At 54.7% G+C, this 25,219-nt stretch carries 23 protein-coding genes; 14 read left to right on the top strand and 9 right to left on the bottom strand.

What is annotated here, in order from left to right; translation table 11 throughout:
* Positions 1–19: 19 nt before the first annotated feature.
* A complete protein-coding gene (locus C5Y96_RS24035; RefSeq protein WP_105358769.1) occupies positions 20–583 on the bottom strand; it encodes a hypothetical protein in 564 nt (187 codons plus the stop codon).
* Between the two features lie 98 nt (positions 584–681).
* Positions 682–1,488: a phosphatase PAP2 family protein gene (locus C5Y96_RS24030; RefSeq protein WP_105358767.1), complete on the bottom strand. Its 807-nt coding sequence runs from the start codon at positions 1,486–1,488 to the stop codon at positions 682–684.
* A gap of 156 nt (positions 1,489–1,644) precedes the next feature.
* On the opposite strand from C5Y96_RS24030, the gene C5Y96_RS24025 reads away from it, so the two are divergent.
* The 12 genes from C5Y96_RS24025 (at position 1,645) to C5Y96_RS23970 (ending at position 13,297) form a co-directional block, all read left to right on the top strand.
* Positions 1,645–3,402: an ArnT family glycosyltransferase gene (locus C5Y96_RS24025; RefSeq protein ID WP_105358765.1), complete on the top strand. Its 1,758-nt coding sequence runs from the start codon at positions 1,645–1,647 to the stop codon at positions 3,400–3,402.
* A 144-nt stretch (positions 3,403–3,546) separates the two neighbouring features.
* Positions 3,547–3,936: a response regulator gene (locus tag C5Y96_RS24020; RefSeq protein ID WP_105358763.1), complete on the top strand. Its 390-nt coding sequence runs from the start codon at positions 3,547–3,549 to the stop codon at positions 3,934–3,936.
* A gap of 29 nt (positions 3,937–3,965) precedes the next feature.
* Positions 3,966–5,657, top strand: a complete 1,692-nt coding sequence (locus C5Y96_RS24015; RefSeq protein WP_105358761.1) for a GspE/PulE family protein — start codon at positions 3,966–3,968, stop codon at positions 5,655–5,657.
* A gap of 9 nt (positions 5,658–5,666) precedes the next feature.
* Positions 5,667–6,809, top strand: a complete 1,143-nt coding sequence (locus C5Y96_RS24010; protein ID WP_105358759.1) for a type II secretion system F family protein — start codon at positions 5,667–5,669, stop codon at positions 6,807–6,809.
* A gap of 121 nt (positions 6,810–6,930) precedes the next feature.
* Positions 6,931–7,257 carry a competence type IV pilus major pilin ComGC gene (locus C5Y96_RS24005; protein WP_105358757.1) on the top strand — a complete coding sequence of 109 codons (327 nt, stop codon included), beginning with the start codon at positions 6,931–6,933 and terminating at the stop codon, positions 7,255–7,257.
* 5 nt (positions 7,258–7,262) lie between these two features.
* Positions 7,263–7,769, top strand: a complete 507-nt coding sequence (locus C5Y96_RS24000) for a Tfp pilus assembly protein FimT/FimU (protein ID WP_105358755.1) — start codon at positions 7,263–7,265, stop codon at positions 7,767–7,769.
* 109 nt (positions 7,770–7,878) lie between these two features.
* On the top strand, positions 7,879–8,307 hold the full coding sequence (locus tag C5Y96_RS23995) for a hypothetical protein (protein WP_105358753.1): 429 nt from the start codon (positions 7,879–7,881) through the stop codon (positions 8,305–8,307).
* Positions 8,297–8,812: a prepilin-type N-terminal cleavage/methylation domain-containing protein gene (locus C5Y96_RS23990; RefSeq protein ID WP_158261397.1), complete on the top strand. Its 516-nt coding sequence runs from the start codon at positions 8,297–8,299 to the stop codon at positions 8,810–8,812. Before C5Y96_RS23995 ends, C5Y96_RS23990 begins: the two co-directional genes overlap by 11 nt.
* A gap of 17 nt (positions 8,813–8,829) precedes the next feature.
* A complete protein-coding gene (locus tag C5Y96_RS23985) occupies positions 8,830–9,225 on the top strand; it encodes a hypothetical protein (RefSeq protein WP_105358747.1) in 396 nt (131 codons plus the stop codon).
* 7 nt (positions 9,226–9,232) lie between these two features.
* Complete coding sequence (locus C5Y96_RS23980) at positions 9,233–10,750, top strand: PilN domain-containing protein (protein WP_105358745.1); 1,518 nt, start codon at positions 9,233–9,235, stop codon at positions 10,748–10,750.
* A gap of 76 nt (positions 10,751–10,826) precedes the next feature.
* A complete protein-coding gene (locus C5Y96_RS23975; protein ID WP_146115789.1) occupies positions 10,827–11,381 on the top strand; it encodes a hypothetical protein in 555 nt (184 codons plus the stop codon).
* 56 nt (positions 11,382–11,437) lie between these two features.
* Positions 11,438–13,297 (top strand): secretin N-terminal domain-containing protein, encoded by a 1,860-nt coding sequence (locus C5Y96_RS23970; protein ID WP_158261396.1) that lies wholly within the window; start codon positions 11,438–11,440, stop codon positions 13,295–13,297.
* Here C5Y96_RS23970 and C5Y96_RS23965 read toward each other — a convergent pair.
* The 5 genes from C5Y96_RS23965 to C5Y96_RS23945 form a co-directional block, all read right to left on the bottom strand.
* The gene (locus C5Y96_RS23965) at positions 13,294–13,776 is read right to left on the bottom strand and encodes a hypothetical protein (protein ID WP_105358738.1); all 483 of its coding nucleotides are present in this window, start codon (positions 13,774–13,776) and stop codon (positions 13,294–13,296) included. The two genes, C5Y96_RS23970 and C5Y96_RS23965, sit on opposite strands and share 4 nt — an antisense overlap.
* Before the next feature lie 134 nt (positions 13,777–13,910).
* On the bottom strand, positions 13,911–15,533 hold the full coding sequence (locus C5Y96_RS23960; RefSeq protein WP_105358737.1) for an ABC transporter permease: 1,623 nt from the start codon (positions 15,531–15,533) through the stop codon (positions 13,911–13,913).
* A complete protein-coding gene (locus C5Y96_RS23955) occupies positions 15,530–16,477 on the bottom strand; it encodes an ABC transporter ATP-binding protein (protein WP_105358735.1) in 948 nt (315 codons plus the stop codon). The genes C5Y96_RS23960 and C5Y96_RS23955 overlap by 4 nt, the downstream gene beginning before the upstream one ends.
* On the bottom strand, positions 16,478–18,772 hold the full coding sequence (locus C5Y96_RS23950; protein WP_105358733.1) for a hypothetical protein: 2,295 nt from the start codon (positions 18,770–18,772) through the stop codon (positions 16,478–16,480).
* A 38-nt stretch (positions 18,773–18,810) separates the two neighbouring features.
* Positions 18,811–19,098, bottom strand: coding sequence for a hypothetical protein (locus C5Y96_RS23945; protein WP_105358731.1), 288 nt, complete (start codon positions 19,096–19,098; stop codon positions 18,811–18,813).
* Positions 19,099–19,277: 179 nt separating this feature from the next.
* Here C5Y96_RS23945 and C5Y96_RS23940 point away from each other — a divergent pair, with 179 nt between their 5' ends.
* The gene (locus C5Y96_RS23940) at positions 19,278–19,673 is read left to right on the top strand and encodes a metallopeptidase family protein (RefSeq protein ID WP_105358728.1); all 396 of its coding nucleotides are present in this window, start codon (positions 19,278–19,280) and stop codon (positions 19,671–19,673) included.
* Positions 19,674–19,784: 111 nt separating this feature from the next.
* Entirely contained in the window at positions 19,785–21,794 is a 2,010-nt protein-coding gene (nadE, locus tag C5Y96_RS23935) for an NAD(+) synthase (RefSeq protein ID WP_105358726.1), read from the top strand.
* A gap of 6 nt (positions 21,795–21,800) precedes the next feature.
* Here nadE and C5Y96_RS23930 read toward each other — a convergent pair whose 3' ends face one another.
* Together C5Y96_RS23930 and C5Y96_RS23925 are read right to left on the bottom strand one after the other, a co-directional pair.
* A complete protein-coding gene (locus C5Y96_RS23930; RefSeq protein WP_105358723.1) occupies positions 21,801–24,620 on the bottom strand; it encodes a hypothetical protein in 2,820 nt (939 codons plus the stop codon).
* 82 nt (positions 24,621–24,702) lie between these two features.
* A complete protein-coding gene (locus C5Y96_RS23925) occupies positions 24,703–25,218 on the bottom strand; it encodes a peptide chain release factor family protein (protein WP_105358721.1) in 516 nt (171 codons plus the stop codon).
* Position 25,219: the final 1 nt, after the last annotated feature.

Here is a 25,219-nt window from a genome sequence, read left to right as displayed (position 1 = left end):
CGCAACGTGGCAGGCTTTTTTATGGCCTGGCACCAAGGATTCCGCCCAACTTCGCGTGCACGTCCTGCGTTTGCCGTACCACCAGAACACGGAAGTTACTGAAGTAGAAGATACTTCCCTTACCGCCGTGAACTTCCCAGGTTTCCGGATCGATTGTGGTGGTAATCAATTCAATCAGTTCATCGGCACCACGCTCGTCGATGGCACCCCCGCCGTTGGCTGACTTCGCTTCCGACAAACTTTCGGCAGGCTGTTCCTCAGCTAACTTCTTGAGGTCGTCTCGAACACTCCGAAGTCGCGACCCCAATTTGGCCTGTAGTTTTTCCTTCTCGTACTCGGCGAAGTCCTCGTTGAGCATCATCTCGGCATAGAGGGCGCAGATGCGAACGATCGCCTTTCGTCGCTTGTGAATCGAATCACTTGTTGCTTCATCGCGCAGGGCTGTCCGAATAGCCTTGCGGATCTCATGCGGCTCAAGCGGTTCCTGGTGTTCGACCTGGGCAGGGTTGAGTTCTGTGCTGACAACAGGTTTCTGGGAAGGAGGAGCCGTCAGAATCGCCATCACGCAAAGCAGGGAAGTCATGAGGTACTCCTTGGGGATCGGAACAAGATCTAGCGTCGAGTGTGACAAATTCCCACAGGTTTGGCGAATCACTGGCGAAGAAATTGATTGCCCGACTTCTACCCAGTTGGCCTGGTCTTCCTAATCTTCGATTCCGCCCAAGCGACAGCCTCGGGCAGCCGTCCATAGGTCAGCAGAAATGTTGCGGTGGCCATCCCCAGGGCAGCACCCAGGCAGACATCGCTGGGGAAATGCATCTGAAAGACAACCCGCTGAAAACAGGCCAGGGCAGTGACCAGCAGAAAGTACCAACGGGCATGGGGGTAAAGAAAGCAGAGTCCCACACAAAGCCCCGCCGCCGTTGCCGAGTGGCCAGATGGAAAGCTTTGCAGGGCCGATTGGCGGAGCTCGTCTTGCGACAGCCAATTCATAAACGGAAACCATTGATAGAAGCTGTCCCAGATGGACAAGGAAAAATCGAACGCGTGAGGGCGATAGCGAGCGATTCCAAAGAACTTGGCAACATTCGCCATCAGGCCAGCACCAAAAGCGGTGCCTAGTAGCAAGCCGACTTTCCAGCGGTTGGCCAGATCCAGGGCAAACACAGCCAGGACGACCATGATCACGCCGGTACCGTGGCCGAAGACTTCCGAAAGAGCGATAAGCTTTTTCAAATCCCCTTCGATGTAACGAAATTCGTGAGGGGGGGCTGCCAACTGACCGCTGACCGCGTGATCGATGAACAACGAAAGCACGCCACAGAGGGCCAGGACGCCAGATAGAACTATGAAGAAGCGAGCAGGAAACCGCTCGACCTTCGCGTCCATCAAGCTCGGAGCAGGCAAGGGGGCGGCGTAGGAGCTTTCTGCCTGCCGGGGGGACTCCACTTTTGCGTTGGCGTGGTGTGTGGTCACTGTCTTGTACATGTTCCGATCGATGGTAAATGCCGTGCTATCGCCAAATTAACGCTTTTCGTTGGTTTCACCAATGGCAGACTGGTACTGGCGAAGTGCCATTGGCCGAGGGGCTTCAATTCGGGTAAACTGCCCGCTTGACCCGTGTGCAAGCAAAGGAATGCTGCCATGTTCTCCGCGAACAAAAACCTGGGGCTGCTTATTGCCCTCTGCTTAGTTGTATTCTTCACCAATCTCGGTGGTCCCAAGTTGTGGGATCGCGACGAGCCACGCAATGCTGGCTGCGCGATCGAGATGATCGAAGCCGCGGACTGGGTCGTTCCTCGATTTAATGACGAGCTACGCACGCACAAGCCTGTGTTTCTTTACTGGCTGATGATTACGGCCTATTCCCTATTCGGGATCAGTGAGTTTAGCGCCCGGTTTTTTTCCGCGTTCCTGGGAATGATGACGGTTCTGCTGACCTACGACATGGGGCGGCGATTGTTTAATGTCACGGCCGGACTATGGGCCGGTGTTTGCCTGGCAACCACGATGATGTTTACCGTCGCGTCGCGCGCGGCGACCCCTGATGCACCTTTGATCTTCTTTGTCACGCTGGGGCTGTGGACCTTTGTTTTCTTCAGTTTCCCGCAAGGCGAGCAAAGCGAACGCACCGAGTCGACCTACTATCCGGCCCAGTGGTGGCAAGTCGCATTGCTATATGGTGCATTGGGGCTGGCTGTGTTGTCGAAGGGGCCGGTAGGACTGATCTTGCCAACGGCGATCATGGGCATGTTCTTGTTGATCATGCGTTTGCCGGCAGCCGAGCCAACGACCACCTGGTGGCAATGGGGAGTTTCCTTGTTGCGACCTTTCTACCCAATTCATTTTCTGAAAACCGTTTGGTTCATGCGTCCGATCCTTGCGGTCGTGGCCTGCCTGGGAGTGGCACTGCCTTGGTACATCTGGGTCGCCGCTCGTGATTTTCGTTGGATCGAAGGCTTCTTCCTCGACCACAATCTCAATCGCGCGGTGACTTCCTTTGAAGGGCATTCAGGGCCACCGATTTACTATCTGATCGCAATATGCGTTGGCTTCTTTCCCTGGTCGGTCTTTTTCACGCCGATGCTGTGGGATCTGAGCCAGCAACTGAGAAGCAATACGAAGACGAAAGCCGCGCTGATTTTCTGCTGCTGTTGGGTTGGCGTATGGATGGGGGCTTTTTCGATCGCACAGACGAAGCTTCCCAGCTACATCACGCCGCTTTACCCTGGCCTCGCGCTAATCACTGGGGTGTTTGTATCCCGAGTGATCGAAAAGCGGACTGAACTTTCACCTCGCTGGCTCGATCTTGGATTCGGATTGACGACCGTCGTCGGAGCGGTGCTTGTGGTCGCCTTGACGATCCTGGCTGGCAAATTCATGCCAGGCGAAGAACTGGTGGCGTTGGTTGGCTTGCTGCTTGTCGTTGGTGGTGGCCTGGCGTGGTGGCGAAAGTCGCAGCAGAACTATCAGCAAGCGTTTCGCGTGTTCGCGGTCACTTCCATGTTGTTTATCGTCGGGGTGTTTGCCGTTATCGCTCAGCGTGTTTCAGATCAACAACAGATCGGTCGGCTATTGGCCGATATCGAGGCCGCCGAGCCAGAAGCTCAGCTATGCTCTTTCGGGGTGAGCGAATCCAGTTGGGTGTTTTATGCCCGTCAGTCGGTAAAGTTCATTCCCGAGGACCCTGACGAACTTCAGGCGGAATTTGCCGACGGCCCGAACATGGTCGTTCTGACGACGCCAGAGAAACTGGCAGAACTGCCGCCGGAACTACGAGAGCAACTGAAAGAAGTCGCTCAGGCTCCTTACTTCTTAAAGCAATATCCCCTGATCGCTCTGCGTCCCTCGCCCCAGTTGGTGGAAGTAGCTGCTAAGCAGCGAGCTGCGAGCCAGCGATGATCAGTCGTTCCGTATGATCCGTAAATAACGGTTATGCGGGCTGATCTCCCATTTCAATCTCTGTCGATTTGCTTGCCTTCCAGGGAAAGCTAAGGTTGTGCGTTAAATAGCGACATCCAAAGCTTCATTTCGAAGGACGCAGCTATGCGTAAAAACAAGCATTTCATTCTCGTCGTCGAAGACGATCCGCTTTTGGCGGACATCACCGCCTTCCGATTGGAACTGCTTGGGTTCGAAGTGCAGATCGTCGAGAACTCGGACGCGGCACTTACTCAGTTTGAAGAGAAGCAGATCGACCTGGTAATTGTCGACCTGGAACTGGCCGGCATGAAAGGCTTGGACCTGATTCATCAACTTCAGGTCCATGAAAAGAGCTACCAGACACCGGTCCTCGTTTTCTCAACCGATCCAAGTCTCGATGTCGTGCAAAAGGCATTCAAAGCCGGGGCCAAGGATTACCTCGTAACCCCTTACGACCCGGCCGTTTTAGAACACAAGATCGAACTGCTCTTATCGCCTCAGGCGGTGAGTTAGTCGAACGGGTGCATTGACAGAGATTCACGATGGCTGGACGACTAGGTGACATTCTGGTAGCCCGCGGGCATATCACCCAGGAACAACTCGAATCGGCGCTCCGTAGTCAGGGTTCCGAACGAGGTATGCTGGGGGCCATTCTGCTGCGCCGAGGGCTCGTTACTCGCGAGCAAGTCGGTTCAGCACTTTCCGAGCAGTTCGAGGTTCCTTTCGAGACAATCGTCGCCGAGGCAGTGAATCCGCAGTTGGTTCGTCTGCTCCCGGAAGAGTTTTCGCGAAGCCGTACGACGGTGCCTGTTGGCCTGGTCAAACGACGTCTGCAACTGGCGATGGCCGCTCCAGACGACATCGAGACGATCTCGGAAGCGGAACTGATCACCGGTTACCCAATCGATCCGATCGTGAGTTTCACCGCCGATATTCAAGATACGCTCGATCGTGGGTTCGACGACAAGATTGTCGCTCGCCAGACGATCGTTGACATGAAGCTGCAGGAACTCGAGCAGCATGAAGACCAGGATGACCAGGCCGAGGAAATCGCCGCTCTAAATGAAGAAGAGTCAGCCCCGGTGGTTCGTCTGGTGAGGTCCATCCTGTCGGGGGCAATCAACTCAGGCTCAAGCGATATTCACCTGGAACCGCACAAGCCGGAAATGCGCGTACGTTACCGTGTCGATGGTCAATTGCAGCAAGTGATGACCATTCCCAATCACATTGAAGAGGCCGTGATTGCCCGTATCAAAGTGATGGGCGATATGGATACCACGGAGACGCGTCGCCCTCAGGACGGCCATATCAGCATTGAGGACAACGGCAAAAGCGTGAACTTTCGTATCAGCACCATCCCCACCGTACTGGGCGAGAAGGTCGTGATGCGTCTGATCGACGAAAGCTCGAAGGTTTTCCGTATGGACCAGTTGGGCTTCAGCGATATTGATCGCCAGCGTCTGCAGGAATTGATCGACAAGCCGCACGGCATGCTGGTCGTGACTGGGCCGACAGGTTCTGGTAAGTCGACCACTCTTTACGCGATGCTTACCGAGCTGAACCAGGTTCACCGCAATATCGTGACGGTGGAAGACCCTGTGGAATATCGCCTGCCAGGTATCACTCAGGTTCATTCCGACAACGAATTCGGGCTAGGTTTTGCCAACGCACTGAAATACATCATGCGGCAAGACCCCGATGTCATCATGGTGGGTGAAATCCGCGACCACGAAACGGCAACGACCGCCGTTCAAGCCGCTCTGACCGGGCACTTGCTGATCAGTACATTGCATACCAATGATGCGGTCGGTTCGGTGACGCGATTGAACGACTTGGGTATCGATCACTTCCGTATTGGTGGCTCGCTATTGGGAAGCGTCGCACAGCGTCTGCTGCGTACGATATGCCCTTTCTGCAAAGAGCCTGCCAAGCCGAATCAGACGATGCTTGAGACGATCGCCCGTCGCTGCAAGATTCCGTCCGATGCCGTGTTTTACCACGGACGCGGTTGCAACAAGTGCCTGGGTAGCGGGTATCAGGGGCGTGTGCCGGTATTCGAGATCATGGTTAACACGTTGCGTATGGCCGAGGCGATCGATCAAGGAATGCCTCAGGCAAAACTACGAGAAATGGCGGTCGAGGAAGGGATGACCGATCTGTTGACTGCCGGCATTCGGATGGCCGTTGCAGGGCGTACCACGCTGGAAGAAGCGTACTTCAAGACGATGGGTTAGGCCACTGCCATGAAAGCAACGACAGTTCGATCAAACGCATCAGGCTCCGGGGTTGGCGGCTTTTTCAATTGGCTGCATTCGATTCAACTGACGCCTGGACGCCGACGCAAGTCCGTCTCGCCGCGTCGTTTGGGTGAGGTGTTCTCGCACCTGGCGACACTGCTAGAAAACGGCGTCACACTGCCCAAAGCCATTATGACGATCGCCAACGAATCGACGATGCGTTGGGGGCGAACCCTGTTGATGTCGCTGCACTCGGCGATTGAACGAGGGGATAGCTTCTCAAAGGCACTCAGTAGCCAGGAGGGGGTCTTCGACGAGATCCTCATTCAACAGATTCGCATCGGCGAACGATCCGGCAACGTGCCGCAAGTTCTGCGTCGAATCTCCGATAAGCTTGAAACCGACAACGACCTGCGCGGTCGCATCATGAAAAAGCTCAGCTATCCGGCTATCGTAACGTTGGCTGGAAGTGGGGTTTGTGCATTCATGATCCTGTTTATCTTGCCGGTCTTCGAGGATACCTATCGTAAGTCGAAGATTCCCCTACCTCTGCCAACGCAGATTCTGGTGAATGTTGGTCATTTCACCACGTCATACGGATGGATCATTCTGCTGGCGTTGATCGGACTTGCGATTGCGATTCGACAGTTGAGACAAAAACAAACATTCGCGATCGCCATGGACCGGAAGCTGCTACGCTTGCCGCTCGTCGGACCGTGGCTAGTGGATATGGCCATGCTTCAGTTTATGGATGCCTTGGGAACGATGTTGGAAAGTGGCTTTCACCTGGCCGATGCCTTGGCGCAATGTCAGGGAACGGTCGTTAATCGGGCCGTTAATCAGGCCATCGGATCGCTGGGAAAAGCTGTTCGGCGCGGGGAGCGACTCAGCCGTGAAATGGATCGGCATCAGCACTTGTTTCCGCCGGTGGTCAGCCAATTGGTGATCGTTGGCGAACAAACCGGCAACCTGGGGCCGGCAAGCCGGCAAATTCGCGACCACTTGAAGAAGGACGTCGAACGCAAGACCGACAACTTCGTTCGCGTTGTCGAACCGATCACAACGATTCTGATGGCATTGCTGGTAGGAGGGATTCTACTAGCGATTTATATGCCAATGTTCGGAATGTTAGACCTTGTAGAAAAATAAGTGCGTTCTCGCAACCTACAGTTATCTGGCAGCAGTGACAGGCCAAACAATCATGTCGCTCTTGTCAAATGGGTAGGCAGCTGGAACAGATAAATTTCAACCCGTTAGATAGTAAAAAAAGATGTACCAATCCAAGTTGAATCGAAAGCGTCGTGGGTTCTCCTTGCTAGAACTGTTGGCAGTCGTAGTCATCCTGGGAATCATCGCAGCGATTGTTGTTCCCCGCGTGAGCACCTCGAGCGCACTGGCGAAGCAACGCGTCAACGAGCACAACATTGCTACGCTCAATGCGGCAGTCGAACGCTACTTCGTCAATGAAGGAAGCTGGCCAAGCGCGTTGACCGACTTGGGAACCGATTACCTGCCAGATGGCGTTCCGGCCGTTCCGACCGATAGCTCGCTGAGCTATACGATTGACGGTACGACCCATCGTGTTAGCGCAATGTAAGAACGATGGCCTATCTTGATGCATTTCAAAACGATCGTACCTGCAAGCAGGCACGGTCAACGGTAAACCGGCATCAAGGTTACAGCCTGTTAGAACTATTGGCCGTCGTGACAATCCTCGGATTGTTGGCGGCCATCGGCGCTACCAGGTTAGCTCCTGGCATTCAAGGTAACGTCGCCAGGGGAACTGATTCCTTTCGTACGTTGATGGCTTTGCGACAGGCTCGGGCAGCGGCCATTGCTACCGGCGACGATCATCGCCTACGCATGATTTCATCCAGCGGGACGATTACAGGCTTTCAGATCGAACGCCTGGGAGGATCGACAACGATTGTCGAAGGCCCGCATAACTTCTCAGACGAAGCCACCATTCTGCAATCCGGTAGCCACGCGACCTTTAATTTCCAGGGGGAAGCAACCGTCGCACCAGTGCTGACATTTGCAGGCCCGGATCGAACCGATCGCATTACTGTGGTCGCCGCAACCGGCTGGGGATTGCTCGAAGAATTGTAAGTCAGCGGCTCCTTGTTGCCAGGGGCATTTCTTTTGACGTCCATTCGGGGTGACCTATTCTTACACGTCCCCATGCGCACCTGGTGCACCGAAATTGGACGAAAAGGTCATGAAGAAGTCGAACAATGCGTACAGTCTGCTGGAGGTGGTTATCGCCACGTTCCTGATGGGATTGGCGATCATTCCGGCAATGAACTTCATGACTTCGGCGATTCATACTGGCCAGGAGTTGGAGACGTGGAACCAGATGAATCTGCTGGCGGTGAGCAAGTTGGAACAGCAACTTTCCATTGCTGCGGCGGATTTTCTGGAAGGATCGGAAAACGGTACGTTTAGCGATCCCGGATTGGAAGGGATTCGTTACACGGCGACGCGATCGACTTCCACGGCCAGCGGAGGCATCACCGATCAGTTGATGGTGCTGACTGTAACCGTGTGGGACGACGAAAACGGTAACTCGGCAATAGATAGCGGCGAAGCTCAAGTCTCATATGCGACGAAGCTTGCCAGCATGGCCCTTTATCAAGATGGCACATAACACACGCACAAATCGACATGGCTTTAGCCTACTGGAACTGCTGGTCGCGGTGACGCTATTGGTGTCCGCGGTGACCGCCGTCTCGGTGTTGTTGCGCGTGAACTACGATACGTGGCTTGACTATCAGTCTGATAATTTGCGGAATGAAGCGGCCGTTGGTGTGTTGCGGCACATTGTACGGCAAGTTCGCCAGTGCGAAGAAGTCACGGCGATCAGTTCTTCCGGCGACAATTCCGGATCGCTGTCGCTGTTGATGCCTGATGGCTCAACGGTCGTGTGGGATCATGCAGGCACTAATGTGTACTACGGCACGACAACAGCAAATCAGTTACTGGGCAACAATATCACTGGACTGCGATTCGTTGGCTATCAGGTTGATGGCACGACCGCGACAACGGTTGCCCAAGATGTGCACTGCGTACGAGTTACTGTGAGTTACTCCTTGCCTGATCGGGCAACGGCCAGTCGAACCCTTACGACGAATGCCTGGTTGCGAGCATTTTAAGGAACTGTACTTACAACATGATCTTTCATCGCTTCAACTCGAACTTCGTCAATCGTTCTCCGCGACGCGGGTTCGCATTGTTGTTGGTGTTGATCGTCATGGTGCTTACTTCCCTGATTTTGGTGGGAATTGGCAATGGATTAACGACGCAGTTCTCGGCATATCGAAACACGGCGGACTACGACCAGGCCCAGTACCTAGCTGGGGCGGGAGTCCACCATGCCATCGCGATGATCGAAGAAGACAACTCTTGGCGAGGCACCATCAGCAACGTGGAGCTACCGCCGGGAAGCGGCAATCGTTACAGCGTGACCGCAGCCAACGGTGATCCGGGAGAAATCATCGTAACGGCTACGGGAGAAGCAGGTGAGATAACTCGACGTTTGGAGTGTGTCGTTAGTACTAGCGGCTAAGAAGGCTATGGCAGCAAAACGCAATCAGAAAAAAGTCGACAATCGACCTGTGCTGGCCCTGCAGATCGGTCATACCAAGGTTCGTGCCGTTCTGTATCAGTTACGAGAAGGAAGGCCCGTTGCTTGCGAATCTCTGGAAGAGAGGTGGCAAGATGGTGGTTTGAAGATCGCTTCTGAAGAAGGCATGCAAGGTCTGAAGAAGGCGTTGCGCACACTTCTTTCCAACGTGCCGCGTGGCGTGGACGAGGCCTATGTCGCCTTGTCAGGCGAGTTCTGCGTTACACGCGTGGTGAGCGACACAAACGACAACGTGATGCACGAAGTTCGTGAAATCGAATCTCGCAGCCGACTATACCTGTCGTTGGGACATGGTCCAAAGGTGGTTGCCGGTAGTATCGTGCAGCAAGATCCACGTCATCAGCATGCAACCGTTTCCGTCGTTCACCGACAAACTATCGAGGCAATCCTTGACGTGGCGAAATCGGTCGGTCTTGCGGTGATTGCGGTCGAGCCAACGGTTATTTCCCTCTGTCGACTCATGGGGGCCTTGAGACTGGACCGCGAAGCTCCATCGCTATTGGTATGTCCTGGTCAGTCTGGCGTGGAAATCGCCGTTACGTTCCAGGGGCAGCTATACCTCGATTACCGTCCAGCGGGAATTACCCAGCAAGAAGAGATCGCGGAAATTCTTGTTCAACACCTGGAAAGACTACAACGCTATTGCCGACGCCATGCTCGTGTCCTGCAGAATGCGATTGCTTCGGTCTATTTGACCGGCGAACAATATCGAGCCGAGGCTATTCGCCAACAACTCGGCGATCGCTTGAAGATGCCAGTGCAGATCCTGGAAACGGTTGATACGGATAGCGAGCTAACACCGCTGCTCAAAGGTGTGCCCATTTCGCATTATCCGGCCGCCGGAATAGGGCTATTGGCTATTCGTGAATACGCCACGCCAGGCCCGAATCTGATGGACCGACTGAAGTCAGATCACGAAGAACATCTGCTGAAGCGGACCATGAAGGTCCTGGGACCAATCGCGGCAGTGATCCTTTTTGCGGCAGTAGTGTGGGGATATCTGTTTCAGCAGCGGTGGCATTTGCAGCAGTTGGAGGTGCAGGCCGCAGAACTCGAACCCATTCACCGTGAGTCACTATTGCTGCACAGCGCGATGAAGCAAGGTCGTGAAACGCTTAACGTGCATCAGCAGATCGGTCATCAGTTGCGACAGCCTGAGATTGCCAAGTGGGTGCATGCACTGGGTAGTAAGGTTCCTCAAAATACGTGGCTTACGAGTATCGCATTGGATCAGGAAGGGGACCTGAGTATCGAAGGAAACGCCACCGCCGAGGCGAGTATTTACTCGTACGCCGAAGAAATCGGGCAGTTGCCCTTTGTCAATCGAGCTACCGTGGATGGGGCAATTCCTAGCGCAACCAAGTCTGGACCGGCCGTAAAGTTTACGATTCACTGTGACATTGACGCCTGGGAAAACTTGAAGGAGGACAGCGATGATAGCGTTTAGGGAAGCGTTGACCCGACTTCTGAGGCATCCATCAGCGTTGATGGTCGGCATAATCGTAACTTTTGTGGTAGCACTTGTGACGCTTATTCCGGCCGCCGATGAATATTCGGTATTACAAGAACGATCCGGGGAAGCCGTGCGCCGATTGGAGTCAGCAACCAACGATCGCAATGAGCTATCCCTGGTCAAAACCAAGCACGCAGAAATTCAGGAGTCGCTCAAAACTCATCAAGAGCGGATGATTGACGAAGATGCGGCACACCGTGTTCGCGCTTCCCTCGTTCAATTCGCTCGTGGATCGAACTGCCATTTGCGACGCGTCGACTTGGGGCCCGTGCGGGTTCGTCAGTGGCACGAGAATGATCATCCTGTTGAAACAGTTACTGCCGCTCAACGGGGCAAGAAGACCAACTTCCGTTTGGAAGTTCGGGAACTACGACTGACGTTAACAGGCAAGATTGATGAGATTGAAAGTTTTCTGGAGAAGTTCGAGGCACTCGACGCGCATCTTAATCTTCAGGATATGAAACTGAAGTCATTAGATGCCGAAGGGGACCAGATCCAACTTGAACTCGCTTTGCAGTTGTTTGGTATTCGACGGGCGACCAAGGAAGAATCGATGAAGTCCTAAGGTAGAGCCTAGCTCCCCTGGGGATGACATCAGCAAGGTTTGGTGAGAGCAACGGAATGTCAAGAAGCCAGGACGGCATAAGACACGCCAAAACGCATAACTCGAAGACAACCCACTGCGGCAGTCCTAGCACTGCGCTGCGTGTGGGGGTGTTGTCGCTGGTGCTTGGCCTGCTTTTCGTCATGGCTCCTACGCTGGCCCAAGCGGAAGGAATTTCTCCTCGAATTGAGTCGGCTTTAAAACAGCGTGGGGACCTCACGCTTCGTGAAACGAGCTTGTCGCACGCGCTGCAAACGATCAGCGAAATCTGGAACATCAACGTCGTTCTCGGCAGCAAGGTGGAAGGAACCATCAACGGTACCTTTCGAGATGCACCGCTTTACGACATTCTCGATTCCCTGCTGCTTCTCAATGGATACGGTTACCGCCCTGTGGGTGATAGCCTGGTGATTGTTCCCTTGGCGGAACTTGGCACCTCGAATCCCATGTTCCGGTCCGAGACGATCCCGCTGGAGCATGCCAGTGCAGTCGAGATCATCCCGGCAGTTGAATCATTGAAGTCGCGTGGGGGCTCGATCCAGGCGATTGCGTCGGCCAACAGCTTGACCGTCGTGGATTATCCCGACCACCTGGAGATGATCAAAAACGCTGTCAAGAATATCGATCAAGTTGCCGCAGGATCAGGGGCTGCACCTGGCACACGCATCATCACTGATGTACTGAATTACCGCCCTGAGTACGTCAACGCCAAAAGCTTGCTTGAGGCGATCCAGTCGCTTATCAGTTCGGACGGGCGCGCGGCGATCGTGGAATCGGAAAACCAGGTCGTCGTGATCGATCGACCAGAAAACCTTCGGATGATCGAAGGCATGCTGCATCGGCTGGACGTGCCGAAGCCCCAGGTAAGAATCACGGCGTTGATCTACGATATCGACCTAGACGATATGGAAAGCCTGGGGGTCGATTGGACATCGGTATTTAAGGGGCGTCCCGATGCGAACGGCATTCCACAGAATGTTTTCGGACTGGAATCGGCCATCGCCATCCCGGTTGCTGCCGGCGATCCAACCGGCGTCATGACGTTTCAAACACTCAGTAGCAGCTTTGATCTAAAAGCTGTTATCGACGCAGTCCGGCAAATGGACGACTCGCGATTGCTGGCCGATCCGAACGTGGTCGTTGTCAATCGTGAGAAGGCCATGATTCAAATCGTGACCGAGATTCCTTATCAACAACTCACCCAGACGTCGGCCGGCGGGAACATCGGAACAACCGCCTTTCGGGAAGCTGGGGTGATGCTTACCGTCACGCCACGAATTGCCGCCGATGGTACGATCGAGATGGATGTTGTGCCTTCCTTCAGTCGTCTGACTGGGTATAGCGACGGCCCCAATCCTCAGCCAATCATCGATAAGCGAGAGACCAGTACCACCGTACGTGTAGCCGACGGGCAGGTTCTGGTGATTGGTGGTTTACGACAGCGAGTCGACATCAGCAACGACAACGGCATTCCGTATTTGAAAGATATCAAGTACGTCGGCAAGTTATTTCGTTACCGTCAGACTCAGGTTCGCGAAAGTGAATTGGTGGTGTTCTTGCGAACCGAGATTCTCCCTTGCCCAACGACCGGACTGAATTGCCGGCATACGGATGCTTACGAGGAAAGCTTCACGAAGCTCGACGCGATCCCACAGGCCTCGCAGTTCCCATGGCCTAAGATGAGCCCTCCACCGCCAGGCAAACGTCCGACCTCCTTCGGGCCTGATCCGCGACGTGGTATGTCGGCCGAGGGAGGAATGCCGGCACACGAGACAGCACCGCAATGGATCGAAGGAGAACCGATTCAGACGCCAGCCAATACCGAGCCAATCCTTAGAGAGTCGCACGTGATTCGGCGTTTCCCGATGGTTCGTTAGCGGATTCTAAGTGACATCTGCTCGAGCCCGCGGCGCAGGGTCGTCTCAGATTCATTCACGCTGAGGACTTCCCAATCATTGATGAAGTCTCCCACGACAGCCTTATGCAAGTCGCCTGATGTTTCCAGTAAGGCAATGTGCTGTGAATCTCTCTTGGCGATTCCCAGCAAGCGGATTTCACCGGACTCGGCCTGTTGTGGAAGCAGCGTGCGTGTCGTGATCGATGGTGGCCGGAAGGGGTTTCGGTATGTCTGCTTCGACTCGTGCTGATTAACCGCTGTCGTTTCACTCGTAGCAACTGTAGCTGACGTGTTGGACGGTGCCTTGCTAACCGCAGAAGGGGCATCGGGAACGGTCATCGATGCCTGGCTGGGCGACTCCATTGAGGGAGCAACAGGGGAAAAACCACAGCCACAGCTGCCCAGGAGCAGGGCACCCACGGCGATAGCGGCCAGGTGATAGCGAGCTAGGGAATTCATGGTCAGGCTTCTTGCATTCTAAGTCGAATAATCTCCTCGCAAGAATAGGTCGCAGTGAAGAAGTGCCTTGCCGTGTCGCGAAAGCAAATGCACGAGCCCGCCACTTTAAGCCCTTATAATCGTCATAACCTGAACTACGCCAATGGGTCGCTGGGGATGTCTACCGTGGGTGGAAGAAGCTCAGGCTGAAAACGTGGGTCGACTTCTCGATCGGGTAAAAAGTTTCGCGAACCAAAGAATAGGTTTAGGAGGAAGAGGAACGTACTCAGAATGGCCAAGAATACGACAAAGATGCTAGGCAACATCATGGTCATGAATGTGCGGTCGTCGATGCCTTCGAAGAAGAACCAGAAGGGGTTTGTCCAGTGATGGAAATTGCGATCCATCGTGCGATTGGTAAGCACCTGAAAGACCAGTGGCAACATGACTCCCCCCATCAAGAGAATCAAATGCAGAATGACTGAGACAAAAACATCGGCCCGGAAAATCATGTTCAGTAGACGAATGATCAGCCTGCCCATGCTCAAGTAGCAAATGGTGTAGCCAATTAGCCCAATGGAAAACATCACCGCATGCTGAGCGTCGGATGGCGAGAGCGAATTTAGCGTATTGCCCCATGCCAAGCCGGCCACGATGAATAGGGCACTGACGAGCGATGTAACGACGAAAAAGTAACCGCGATCAGGACCAGGCAACAGCCAATTTCTCCAGATGCGGTCGGCCAGAAGAGTGGGGATCGTTCGCTTGACGCGCGGTGATAACGCAGGGGATTCTCCGTTGATAAACGATCCCATGATGAACCAGTGCAAGCACAAGATCGTGATCAAGATCATGAGAATTTCTTCGTTTCTGGGAAATCGGATCGCCAGGTAGCCGAACCATCCGATCACGAGAAAATGCTGCAGGAGAATTCCACGGCGAATGCCGGCCGAACGGTTCTCACTTTCAAAGGTGATCTGAGCCGAAGCAACCTCGATAATAAGATAGAGGTAACTTGCATAGACCGAGAAAAATGCAACGGTCGTGGCCCAGAAATCGGGGTTGTCGTATTCGCGCCAGCTCGCATCCTCGTAGACGCTGGCATACCCAATGATCAGTCCAATTACAAACAGGAAAATAAACAGCAAGATCACAATCACCGAGAGGGCCGATTGCCAATGTCGCTGGCGGGTAACGCAGGCGAGAACTAGACCGACGCCCGATAAGAGTACGGACGCAAGAAAGGCACAAAGCAGCACGTAGACGATCGTGACGATATCAATTCCGCGCAGTAGATAGGTAAACGCCAGGCAGGGGGCTAATGCGGAGAGGTACACCAGCATCTGCACAATCGAACTGACGAGCTTGCCGACAATGATCTGACGCGGGCTGAGCGTGGAAATGGAAAGCAGTTCGAAGGTTCCGTCTTCCCGTTCCGAGGCAAGCGAACGAAACGCCGAAAAGGGAATGATCACCACGAGCGGAAAGAGTAGGATGTCGAGATAGCCAACCATCAGAAAGGGGCCATCGGGCGAATAGAGGATCCCAGGGTAGCGAAAGTAAATCGCCAGCAGCGACCAAATCCAACTGGTAAGCAGCACCAATGCGAAGGTCACGGCAAATTGCCGACTCTTGAGCGCCTGGCGTGTTTCCTTCACCAAAATCGGGTTGAGATACTCCCCGATCGCCTCCAGTTTCTCGTCAATGGTTTGCCAAAACGAGGATTTCGCTGGCTCTGGTGACGCCGTTGACTCTGGGAAAAGATCTGCGGTGCTCATTGAACGCGTCCTTTCGTCACATTGAGGAAGACATCTTCGAGTGTCGAATGGCGTGCCCCAAATTCCGCGATACGAAATCCGCTTTCAATCATCTCCTTGAGCAAGATGGCCTCCTCGGCTCGTTCTCCAACATGCGAGAAATGGAGCAGTTCCCCATCGGTGACAATTTCGCTGTAGCCATCCTTCTCACTCAACCAGTTGGCGAGCCCTTCCGTATTCTCGAGCACGCGTACGCGAACGCGACTATGCGTGAGCTGGCCCCGCTGGATGTCAGCAACGCTCCCGGTTGCCAGGAGTTGACCCTGCTCGATGATCCCAACAACGTCGCACATTTCCGCCAACTCGGTCAGGATGTGCGAACTGACGAGTATTGTCTTGTCGTCCTTCGCAAGTCGGGCAATCATTTCCCGTAGTTCAATTCGCGCCCGTGGGTCCAGCCCTGCCGCTGGTTCGTCTAAGATCATCACCGCGGGGTCATGGATCATCGAACGTCCCAGGCACAAACGCTGCTTCATCCCCTTCGATAGTCCACTGATCGGCTTTTCGGCCAGAACATCAAGGCCAGTGAACTCCATCGTCCTATCCATTGCCAGTCGGCGTTCCCGGCCACGTAAACCGTACGAGCGAGCGAAGAAGTCGAGATACTCCCGGCAGTTCACGTTGGCATAAACGCCGAAAGCGTCTGGCATAAAACCGAGTCTGCGGCGTACTCGGTCTGGATCGTTGATGACGGAATAGCCATCGATTAAGGCATCGCCGGCGGTTGGTAAATCAAGCGTGGCGAGAATTCGCATGCTGGTTGTTTTGCCGGCACCATTGGGGCCGATGTAGCCGAATACCTGTCCGGGATAAACTTCAAACGAAACGTCGTTAACCGCTTTGGTGCGTCCAAAGAAACGATGCAGACGGCGAAGTTCAATCACGGGCTTACGTGTCGCGATCATTTACCAACTTCCGATCACAAGTTCGATGCTCTTTTCACCTGCCCGAATATTCATCCCAAGTGGTGATTCGGGGAAGTGCTCGACGATCGCGATATAACTTCGGGGGCCCATCGCATGGAACGTATGGGCCATCTGGTTTTGGATTTCCCGTTCGATGAGGGCCTGGTTGAAGGAGGGGTCCATTTGGTAGATTTCCGGCATGTTCGACGACTGAACGTAATAGTTGGCCCGGTATGAAGAATTTCTGGCGTAGGCGCGACGCTCGAATCCTTCAGGGAGGCTCAGGGTGCATTGATTGATCAGTCGACGGAATTCGCTGAGGTCGTCCGAAGTCGCCATGAGTAACGGCTTCTCCGCTTCGGCTGGGATGTCCTTTGCAAATTGTTGCACTCCCTGCTCGTCGAGGAGGATCAAGTGAGAAACCTTCGTCCCTAGTTCATTCTTGACCGATAGCTTGCCATCTTGTGTCGAAACGGCCAGGCGATGTGGCGTCTGAAAAGGACGGATTGCCAGGAACTGCTGCGTCACTCGCGAGCGAAAGTAACCACCTTGCAGCACTTGATCATCACTCCACGTCATGCGTTTCTGACCTGTGTGCTCGGTTAGGGGATACTGTTCGTACTCATAGACCGCAGCATCTACGGGGTAGTTGAGCCCTGATGAACTGGCCAGCCCGGCATAGTAGGCCTGGCGACTCCAGCTAGCTCCGCGGCCGGTTTCTTGATCCAGCAAGGTAACCGTGCGGATACGCGACTTGGTGCTCAGCCCATCGGAAAGCATCGCGTAGGTCATCAGTACGGCTGTGACCATCAATGCTCCCAGGGGGACGGTCACGATCAAAAAGTTGAGACGTCCTATCGAACGCAAGACAAAATAGTTGACCGGGCCGATCAAGATCACGAACAGCGTAATCAAGAGTTCGAACGTGGTTACCGGAGCGACGCCCACCCCAGGGATGAGAAACTCCCAGAAGCCGAGGTTCTCGCGGAGACGCGACATACCGTGCCGCTGAAACCATGCCAGTCGATCTCCGTGAAAAGTGGCAAAGATGCGTTCCCAGGAACCGACTGTGCCTGGAAAAGGGCTTTTCTCAACAAGCACGATCTTGCCGAATCCTTCATTGCGCGAAGCCATTTTCAAGGGCGTGCCGGCGCTGGTGGCTTTGCCATTGACTCGATCGTCGGTCTCGACCAGCTTGCCTTGTCGGACGGCCAGCGGGACATAGCTGCCGCCGTTCGCTACCACGAATCGATTGGTTTGGCCACGTAACTTCTCGAGGATGCCCAGATCGCGCGTGTCTACTGCGTCGGAGGAAACCTGCTTCCAGGCGGGCGAAGTCTCATCGGAACTGGAGCGAAGAAGCTGGTCAATTGCATCGGGGCCGTTCCTTCCGGCGTTCCACACCAGCAGGTTGCCACCGGCCAGCAGCCATTGGCGAAGCACGTCGAATCGCTCTGGAAAATTACGAGATACGGTCTCCAGGTCTTCTTTTTCCAGCACAATCAGATCGGCGGAAGTGAGCGCCTGCCAGGAGGCCGGGATTTCAGAGAGAGGTAGCAAGTCGGTCCGCGTCAGAAACGTCAGGGCTGAAACGGCCTGGTAAGGAGAGTCCGACAACTGAGACCGGAGCTGCTGATTGGTTGGTAGTGTCTGCTCATTGAAGAAAATCCGAAAGTCGGGAATTTCGTCGACTTCTTCGCCGGCATCACGGCGATTGGCCTGGTCGAGAATCCAGCCTGCTCGTTTGTCACGCTCTGGGGCATTGCGGTGGAAGACAATGGTCGCGGGATAGGCTTCTGTATAGTATCCGTTAACAAACGTGGTAACGACGGACATCGATTCACTCGAAAGTTCTTTCAGCCGCCGGCCATCTTCACGCGTGGTTATCTCTATCGAATTCCACAGGAACTGCTGCGGTACGAGTAGCGTATGCGTTTCAGCCGTTTTACCCTGTGAAAGCTGCACCTCTCTGGTAACCGCAGGAAACGGATTGCGGTTGTTAAAGTTGTAATACTGCGGCTGCAGGGTTACTTCCAAGCGTCTATCGGCCGGGGCAGGCAGCCCATTGGCTGTCGCAATCGTGACACGGACAGGCCGGTACCCGCTTCCGTCGATCCATCGCGTATCCAGTTCCAGATAAAGTCCGCTGACCGGTTTGTCCGGCGCGATCGGTAACTGAAACAGTCCTCCGTTTTCTGCGTAAACCGAACGCAGTGGACCGCAACAGGCAAGAAGTAGCATTGCCGCCAAGAAGATCCGACGGAAGAAACATGCGGTCGAAGAGTGAACAGGCATAGGGTGGGGTTTCCCAAGCGTTAGTTGGCAGAGCTCGACTATTCACTTTCGATATTCTTGGGGGGAATAATTTGTGGAGCCGGCACATCCGTCGCAAAGGGGGATTGCGCTTTCTCAGGCATTAAAGCTTGAGCAATCTGCATGAAGGCATAACCAAACAGACCAATGACCATGTGGATTACGATCCATAGTATGGCCGCGAAGACCACAAGGGAGACAGCCTTGGCCCAATCGGCACCCATAAATGCCTGGCGTACCGTTAAGGATGCCACAGCCGCCAGGGTGATCAGCAAAAACAGTTTGGCAATTGAAAAGCGTTGAATCATGCCCTTATTGTCTCCGTGAGTAAGCCGTTTGCAAGCGATTTGCCATTACTCCCTTCGTGCTTCTTAGGCGAATCTTACACGACTTAGGGGCAAAGTTTGGCAGAACTTTTTAGCGGGGTAGAAATACCAGGCCCCCAACCGATAATTGAGGCATCGGCACACCCACGATAGGCAGACCCATGGACGCACAATCTCGGGATTATTTCGATCTCAATCTAGAGGCCGTTCTTGCGAACTTGTCCCAGGCGATTACGACTCTTCTGGACAAGGTTCCTATGATTGTCGAGGACTATCCGTCCGATGATCTGGTGCGAAAGCTGGGCCTGCACAGCCGGCGACAGCTTTGCGGATTGTACACGGGGATTCCGTTAACCAATCGATCGATCGAGGGGCCACCGGTTCCTTCCGATGCGATCCAGATCTTTCGGGAAGGGATCTTGTCGCAAACTCGGTATCTCAACGGAAAGATCACCACCGAGGGGCTTCGCGAGCAGATTCGGATTACCATTCTGCACGAACTGGGGCATCACTTTGGCATGACCGAAGAAGACCTGGATGAGATCGGCTATGGCTGATAGAGGCGATCCTTTTCCGTTGTGTTGGTGTCTCTGTGGTGACCGATAGACCCAATGCATTGCATCGGGTAGTTTGATGGAGGTAAGACCAAACACCGGGGGACCATCATCGTGCTCAACATCAAAGTCGCGGCCGCAGTTCTCAATCAAACCCCCTTGGATTGGGAGGGGAACACCAGGAACATCCTTCAGGCCCTGGATAAGGCCCGATCTGAAGGGGCCTCGGTGGTCTGCCTGCCGGAACTCTGTATTACCGGTTACGGCTGCGAAGACGCGTTCCTTTCAGCGGGAATGCGGCGGATGGCTTGGGAAAAGCTGCAAGAGCTGGTGCCAGCTACCGAGGGACTGGTGGCCTGTTTCGGGCTACCGATATCGTACCGCGGGCTGGTCTTTAATGTCGCCGCAATTGCCGCCAACGGGCATCTGCTGGGAATGGTACCCAAGAAGAATCTTGCGGGAGATGGCATTCACTACGAACCTCGCTGGTTCAAGCCGTGGCCGACGGGAAAGCGTTCGTTCTACGAAGAAGGGGACCTCAAGATTCCGTTGGGGGATCTTGTCTTCAATTTCGAGGGCGTGATGATGGGCCTGGAAATCTGCGAAGATGCCTGGGTCGCCAGTCGTCCAGGCGGTCGCTTGGCCGAATTGGGGGTCGACCTGATCTTGAATCCCAGTGCCAGCCATTTCGCATTCGAGAAACAAGAGGTGCGGCGACGCTTCGTGCTGGAAGGATCGCGTGCGTTTCACGCGGCCTACGTCTATGCGAACCTACTCGGGAACGAATCTGGACGAGCGATCTACGATGGCGGTGCAATGGTAGCTTCCTGTGGACGTCTGCTCGCCGAAGCACCACGTTTCAGCTTTCAAGACTCGGTCGTGACAACTGCGGTTGTCGATGTCGATGTGAACCGGATGAATCGCGCCAAGAGCGATGCGTTCGTCCTGAACTTCGACGCGGCACGCGATCAGGTGGTCGAAGCCGACTTTGCGTTGCCTCACTGCGAGCCGGAAGTCCGGCAATTGTCGCTCGATGCCTGGGAGAGCTCCGACTACTTGAAGGAAGAAGAATTCACCAGGGCCGTAACCCTCGGCCTGTTCGACTACCTCCGCAAGAGCCGTTCACAAGGATTTGTCGTTTCTCTATCCGGCGGAGCCGACTCGGCTGCTGTAACGACGCTTTGTGCCTACATGGTTCAATTTGCGTTGAAGGACTTGGGGGTCGAGCGGTTTGTCAAAAAACTATCGTATATCGATGGACTGGAAGGTTTGCTGAACGCCAGCGAGGTGAATGAAATACTTCTCACGTGCGTCTATCAAGCAACGCGTAACAGCGGCGAGGTGACGTTTAATGCCGCTAAGGAAGTCGCGGAAACGGTCGGTGCCAATTTCCATCGAATCGACGTCGATGACCTGGTGCAGAGGTACATGGAACTCGGTGCCGAAGTGATTGGTCGGCCACTGAACTGGGAACAGGATGATATCGCGCTACAGAATATTCAGGCCCGCACACGTTCCCCGAGTATCTGGCTGGTAGCGAATCTGAAAAATGCCCTGCTACTGTCGACAAGCAACCGCTCTGAGGCCGCCGTCGGCTATGCCACCATGGACGGCGATACGAGCGGGGGCCTTTGTCCGATCTCGGGGATCGACAAAGCGTTCCTGCGGGAGTGGCTGGTTTGGATGGAAGGAGAAGGGCCTGCCGGCGTGGGATGTCTGCCGGCTTTGGAATTGATCAACCGGCAACAGCCAACCGCGGAACTGCGACCGGCCGAGCAGAAACAAACCGACGAACAAGACCTGATGCCCTATACGGTGCTCGATACGATCGAACGTCTAGCCATTCGCGACAAGCAGACAGCGATTGAGGTCTTCACGCAGTTGAAACAGCGTTATCCCGCTTACACGCTGCGAGAACTAGGAGGCTTTATCCAGCGATTCTTCCAGTTATGGAGCCGCAACCAATGGAAGCGGGAACGTTACGCCCCTGGTTTCCATCTCGATGACGAGAACCTCGATCCGAAAACATGGTGCCGGTTCCCCATCCTCTCAGGCGGATTCCGAGTGGAGTTGCAGATCATGTGGAATCATATCAACGAGCTAGAGCCTGAATCGGAAAGCTAACCAGGCTCAGAATTGTTTCCCACTTGGGGCCGGCTCCGGTAACGGGGCCGGCGGTGGGATTGGTTCGGGAAGTTCTTCCGCCTTCGGAGTGATCGGAGGCGGCGTCTTCGGCTTCTCTTCGCTTTCCTTTTTCTTCGAGCCGCCAAACGCTCCTCCCAGGTCGAAGAGATTGAAGCCTGGTAGTTTGAGCCCTTGCTGCGGCTTTTCGTTTTGCATGTCGAACTGAGCGTGCAGCTCAATCAGGCTTTCGTCGACGTTCAGACGGGCCTCGAGCCCACGGAACCAATCCATCACGTTGGCCTGGAAGTCTTTGCCGTCTTCGCTCCAGGCTGTTGATACCCAGCGTCCGTTGCCGTTATCGTCTGCCTGATAAACATATTCGCCTCCTAGTGGATCGATGAACTCAAGATTCAAAAGCTGATCGGCGAACGCCTTGGCCTGGCTTTCGGGGATGCCCAACTGATTGGAAACTTCCTGGAAGAACGCCGCATTGGCCAAACTTCCCCGCTTGGCGACCGACTGTGCCAACCCATTGGCCAAGGGGGTAATCTGCGCGTTGGAAATATCGCCGACGTGAATGCGGACCTGTGCCGGGTGCGAGTCTTCGACGATCGCCAGGTTCGGTGTGACATCGGCCAGAATTTCAGGATGAAACGAAAGGGTTGAGAACCCGTTGTACTCGCGTCGCAAAAGCCCGAACGGCAGTTGAGAATAACCGTTGATATCAGGGGTAATGGATGCGCCAATGAAGGGGATCTGATCGAGGAGTCCTGGTTTGGGAAATGCCGTTAGATAACCGGGTGTGGCCTGAATCATCCGCAGGGTATTAAAGAACCCTTTGTTGGTAAACTGCTCGAGCGGGAACGGCAAGTCTTGAACCGCCACGGCATAGTGGGTAGTACCGCCGCTAAAACGTCCATCCAGCACCGCTTGAAAAGCGACCACGTCTTGTGGCGTAGTCGCGATGTGGGTTGGCAGCGGTGGGCCGAGGAACGAGAGAAACTGGCTGTAGTTCGAACGCTGAAACGGTGTAACTCGTGCGTCAATCGCAATGCGTTCCAGTCCTTCGTCGTTAAGTTTGAATCGGTTGATCCCCACGACGATCGGGTTCATTTGTCGCCACTGAGTCATATGGAATTGACGCAGCCGATTAAAGTCGGCCGTCTCTTGCTGGGTCATGCCGACGATTTCCATGTCAGGAATCGGCACGAAGTGCCCACGTCCGCCGCGAATGGAATCTCCCAAGGTGTCGTTGGAAATAATCGTGTGGCTTCCATCAGCACGCTTGCCGAAGTGGGGCGGCAGAAACCCAGCGGCGATCAACCCTTCGACCGAAGTGTCTTCAAATCCTTCGTGCGTTGCCGCCGCGGTCGCCATCTGCTGCAGTTCCATTTCGATCACGCTCTGCAAGCGACGACGTATCTCAACGCGGTACTGAGGCGAGTACAAGCCGCGGAAGAACTGCGAGGAAAGGTAAACGAAAACGGTATCGTCTCGACTCACCGGCATCAAACCGCGCGCGTATTGAAACTCACGCGAGTTCGCCAGGCTGGTGGGATTGGTTTCCAGCGATAGAAATCGTTCGATAATCGCTTGGGATGTGGTTACCAGGTGGAAATCACCGCGAGCTACGTAGAACGATCGAAGAGTGTTGTCCGGGGTCGAAAGAAACGATACCTCTTGCCCGGCGATTGTTACCGTTTCCAGCTTCGCCCCTTCTCGCTTGTATTTCTTAAGTGCATCCTGGCGATTCTTATTGATGTCGTTTACCAGCAGGGGACTTTGCCTGGCGTGAAATAACATCCCCAGCGCGGCACCTTCGCGTGTGTAAGTATCGCGTCCAATCAGGGCCACATCCTGGACCACCTTGTCCCCAAAGATCTCCGCGAGTTCCGACTGCTTAAGAGCTAACTGCCGCTGGACCACCTCATTCAGGTGAAACGCAACCCGGCGGTTGGAAATCATGCGCGACAGGTCGCCGCCGTTGCGTTCCAACAGCTTGTTCAGCCATAGGTAATTGGTGAGCGAACCGAAGCGAACGTAGAAGCATTCCTCGGGAACGTAACTTGCCATCGGCTCGATCTCGACATCCGCGCTGGGCTGCGGTACGGCCAGCGGGGCCCATTGAATCGGGGGCACAACCGGTCCCAATTGGCCTTGTGGAGTCAGTTCGTTGTTCATGATCGCTTTGAGCATGGCATCGTGAACTTTCTCGGTCCCCATCAATAGACTCAGCGATTGGCTGGGTTCGAGGGCCGATCGATCTTGCAGTGATCGTTCGCTCAGCGGTGGCGGGGCGAGTCCTAATCGGTCCGACAGCATCATCGATAGGTAGGTTTCAAGTACCGGGGGATGATCGCTGGAATCGGTTCGCTGGCGAGCGACTTCGTTGTACGTTCTCCACCACTGATTGGTCAGGTTATTCAGGGGGCCATCGCGGCGCTGCCGAGGAACCACCTGTAACTTCTGCGGCGTAGGGGTTTTAACGGTAAGTTCCAACGGGGTATTGCCGCGGAAGAGGAAGAGGACCTCTAGCTCCTGCGGTGGTGTGATGGTGTCGGCACCCAACAGCGACTGCAGCAAAGGTAGAAACCGCCGGGGCTTGAAGACGGGATAGAAGATACGTCCTTCTGGGTCAGAGATCGAGAACGCTTCGCTATCGACCGGATCACCCATGTCGGCCCGCGGAAAAGTAACCACGACGCGGCCAACCCCCCACGGCTCGCCGGCGATGGCGGTCACTTGTTGCGCGAAGCTATTCTGCGTGAGGATAGCGGTCAGCAGAAGGGTTCCGCAAATCACGATCCGTCGGGTCAGGCAGGCCATCGAATGATTCTCCAAATCTTGAACTTCTCAGACTGTTCATGGTTTGCCGATCGCACAAACCTGTCAAGAGAAAGTCTATGGGCTATTTAAGCCGTTTGAGGCCGAGTTCGTCTCGATGACGATTCAGCAGGGTGAACGCTGCGGACTCGTCTTTCAGGAATTTGACCAATTGACTCGTCGAGCAGCCCAGACGCGTCGCGGCCGCCGAAGCGTCCCAACCTTCGGCACATAGCACAGTTATGGCCTCTGCCAGCATCGCTGGGAAGTCGTCGTGAGCCGGATTGACCGAGACTTTTCCACTACGCACCCGCGATTGCCAAAGTTCGCTGGGCGTTGTGGACAGATCGATTTCTTCGATCACGTTAACGGCCAGATTGATCCGCAGGCGAAAGATGGCAACCTGGCGGTTCGCTTCCTGGCTCCGTCGTTCGTTTCCTTCGCCTGACTGGCCTGAGACCGTATCGTGAACGATTACCGCCGTTTCGACTTTGTTGCGATGCTGTCCCCCAGGGCCGCCGCGACGTAGCCGCTTGATTTCGCAGCGCTTTAATAGCTGCTCGACCGGCCAGGCAGCCGGATGATCGATTCCACTGGGCATG

The organism is Blastopirellula marina (assembly GCF_002967715.1).
GTDB lineage: Bacteria > Planctomycetota > Planctomycetia > Pirellulales > Pirellulaceae > Bremerella > Bremerella marina_B.
This window is presented reverse-complemented; position numbering and strand designations above follow the sequence as displayed.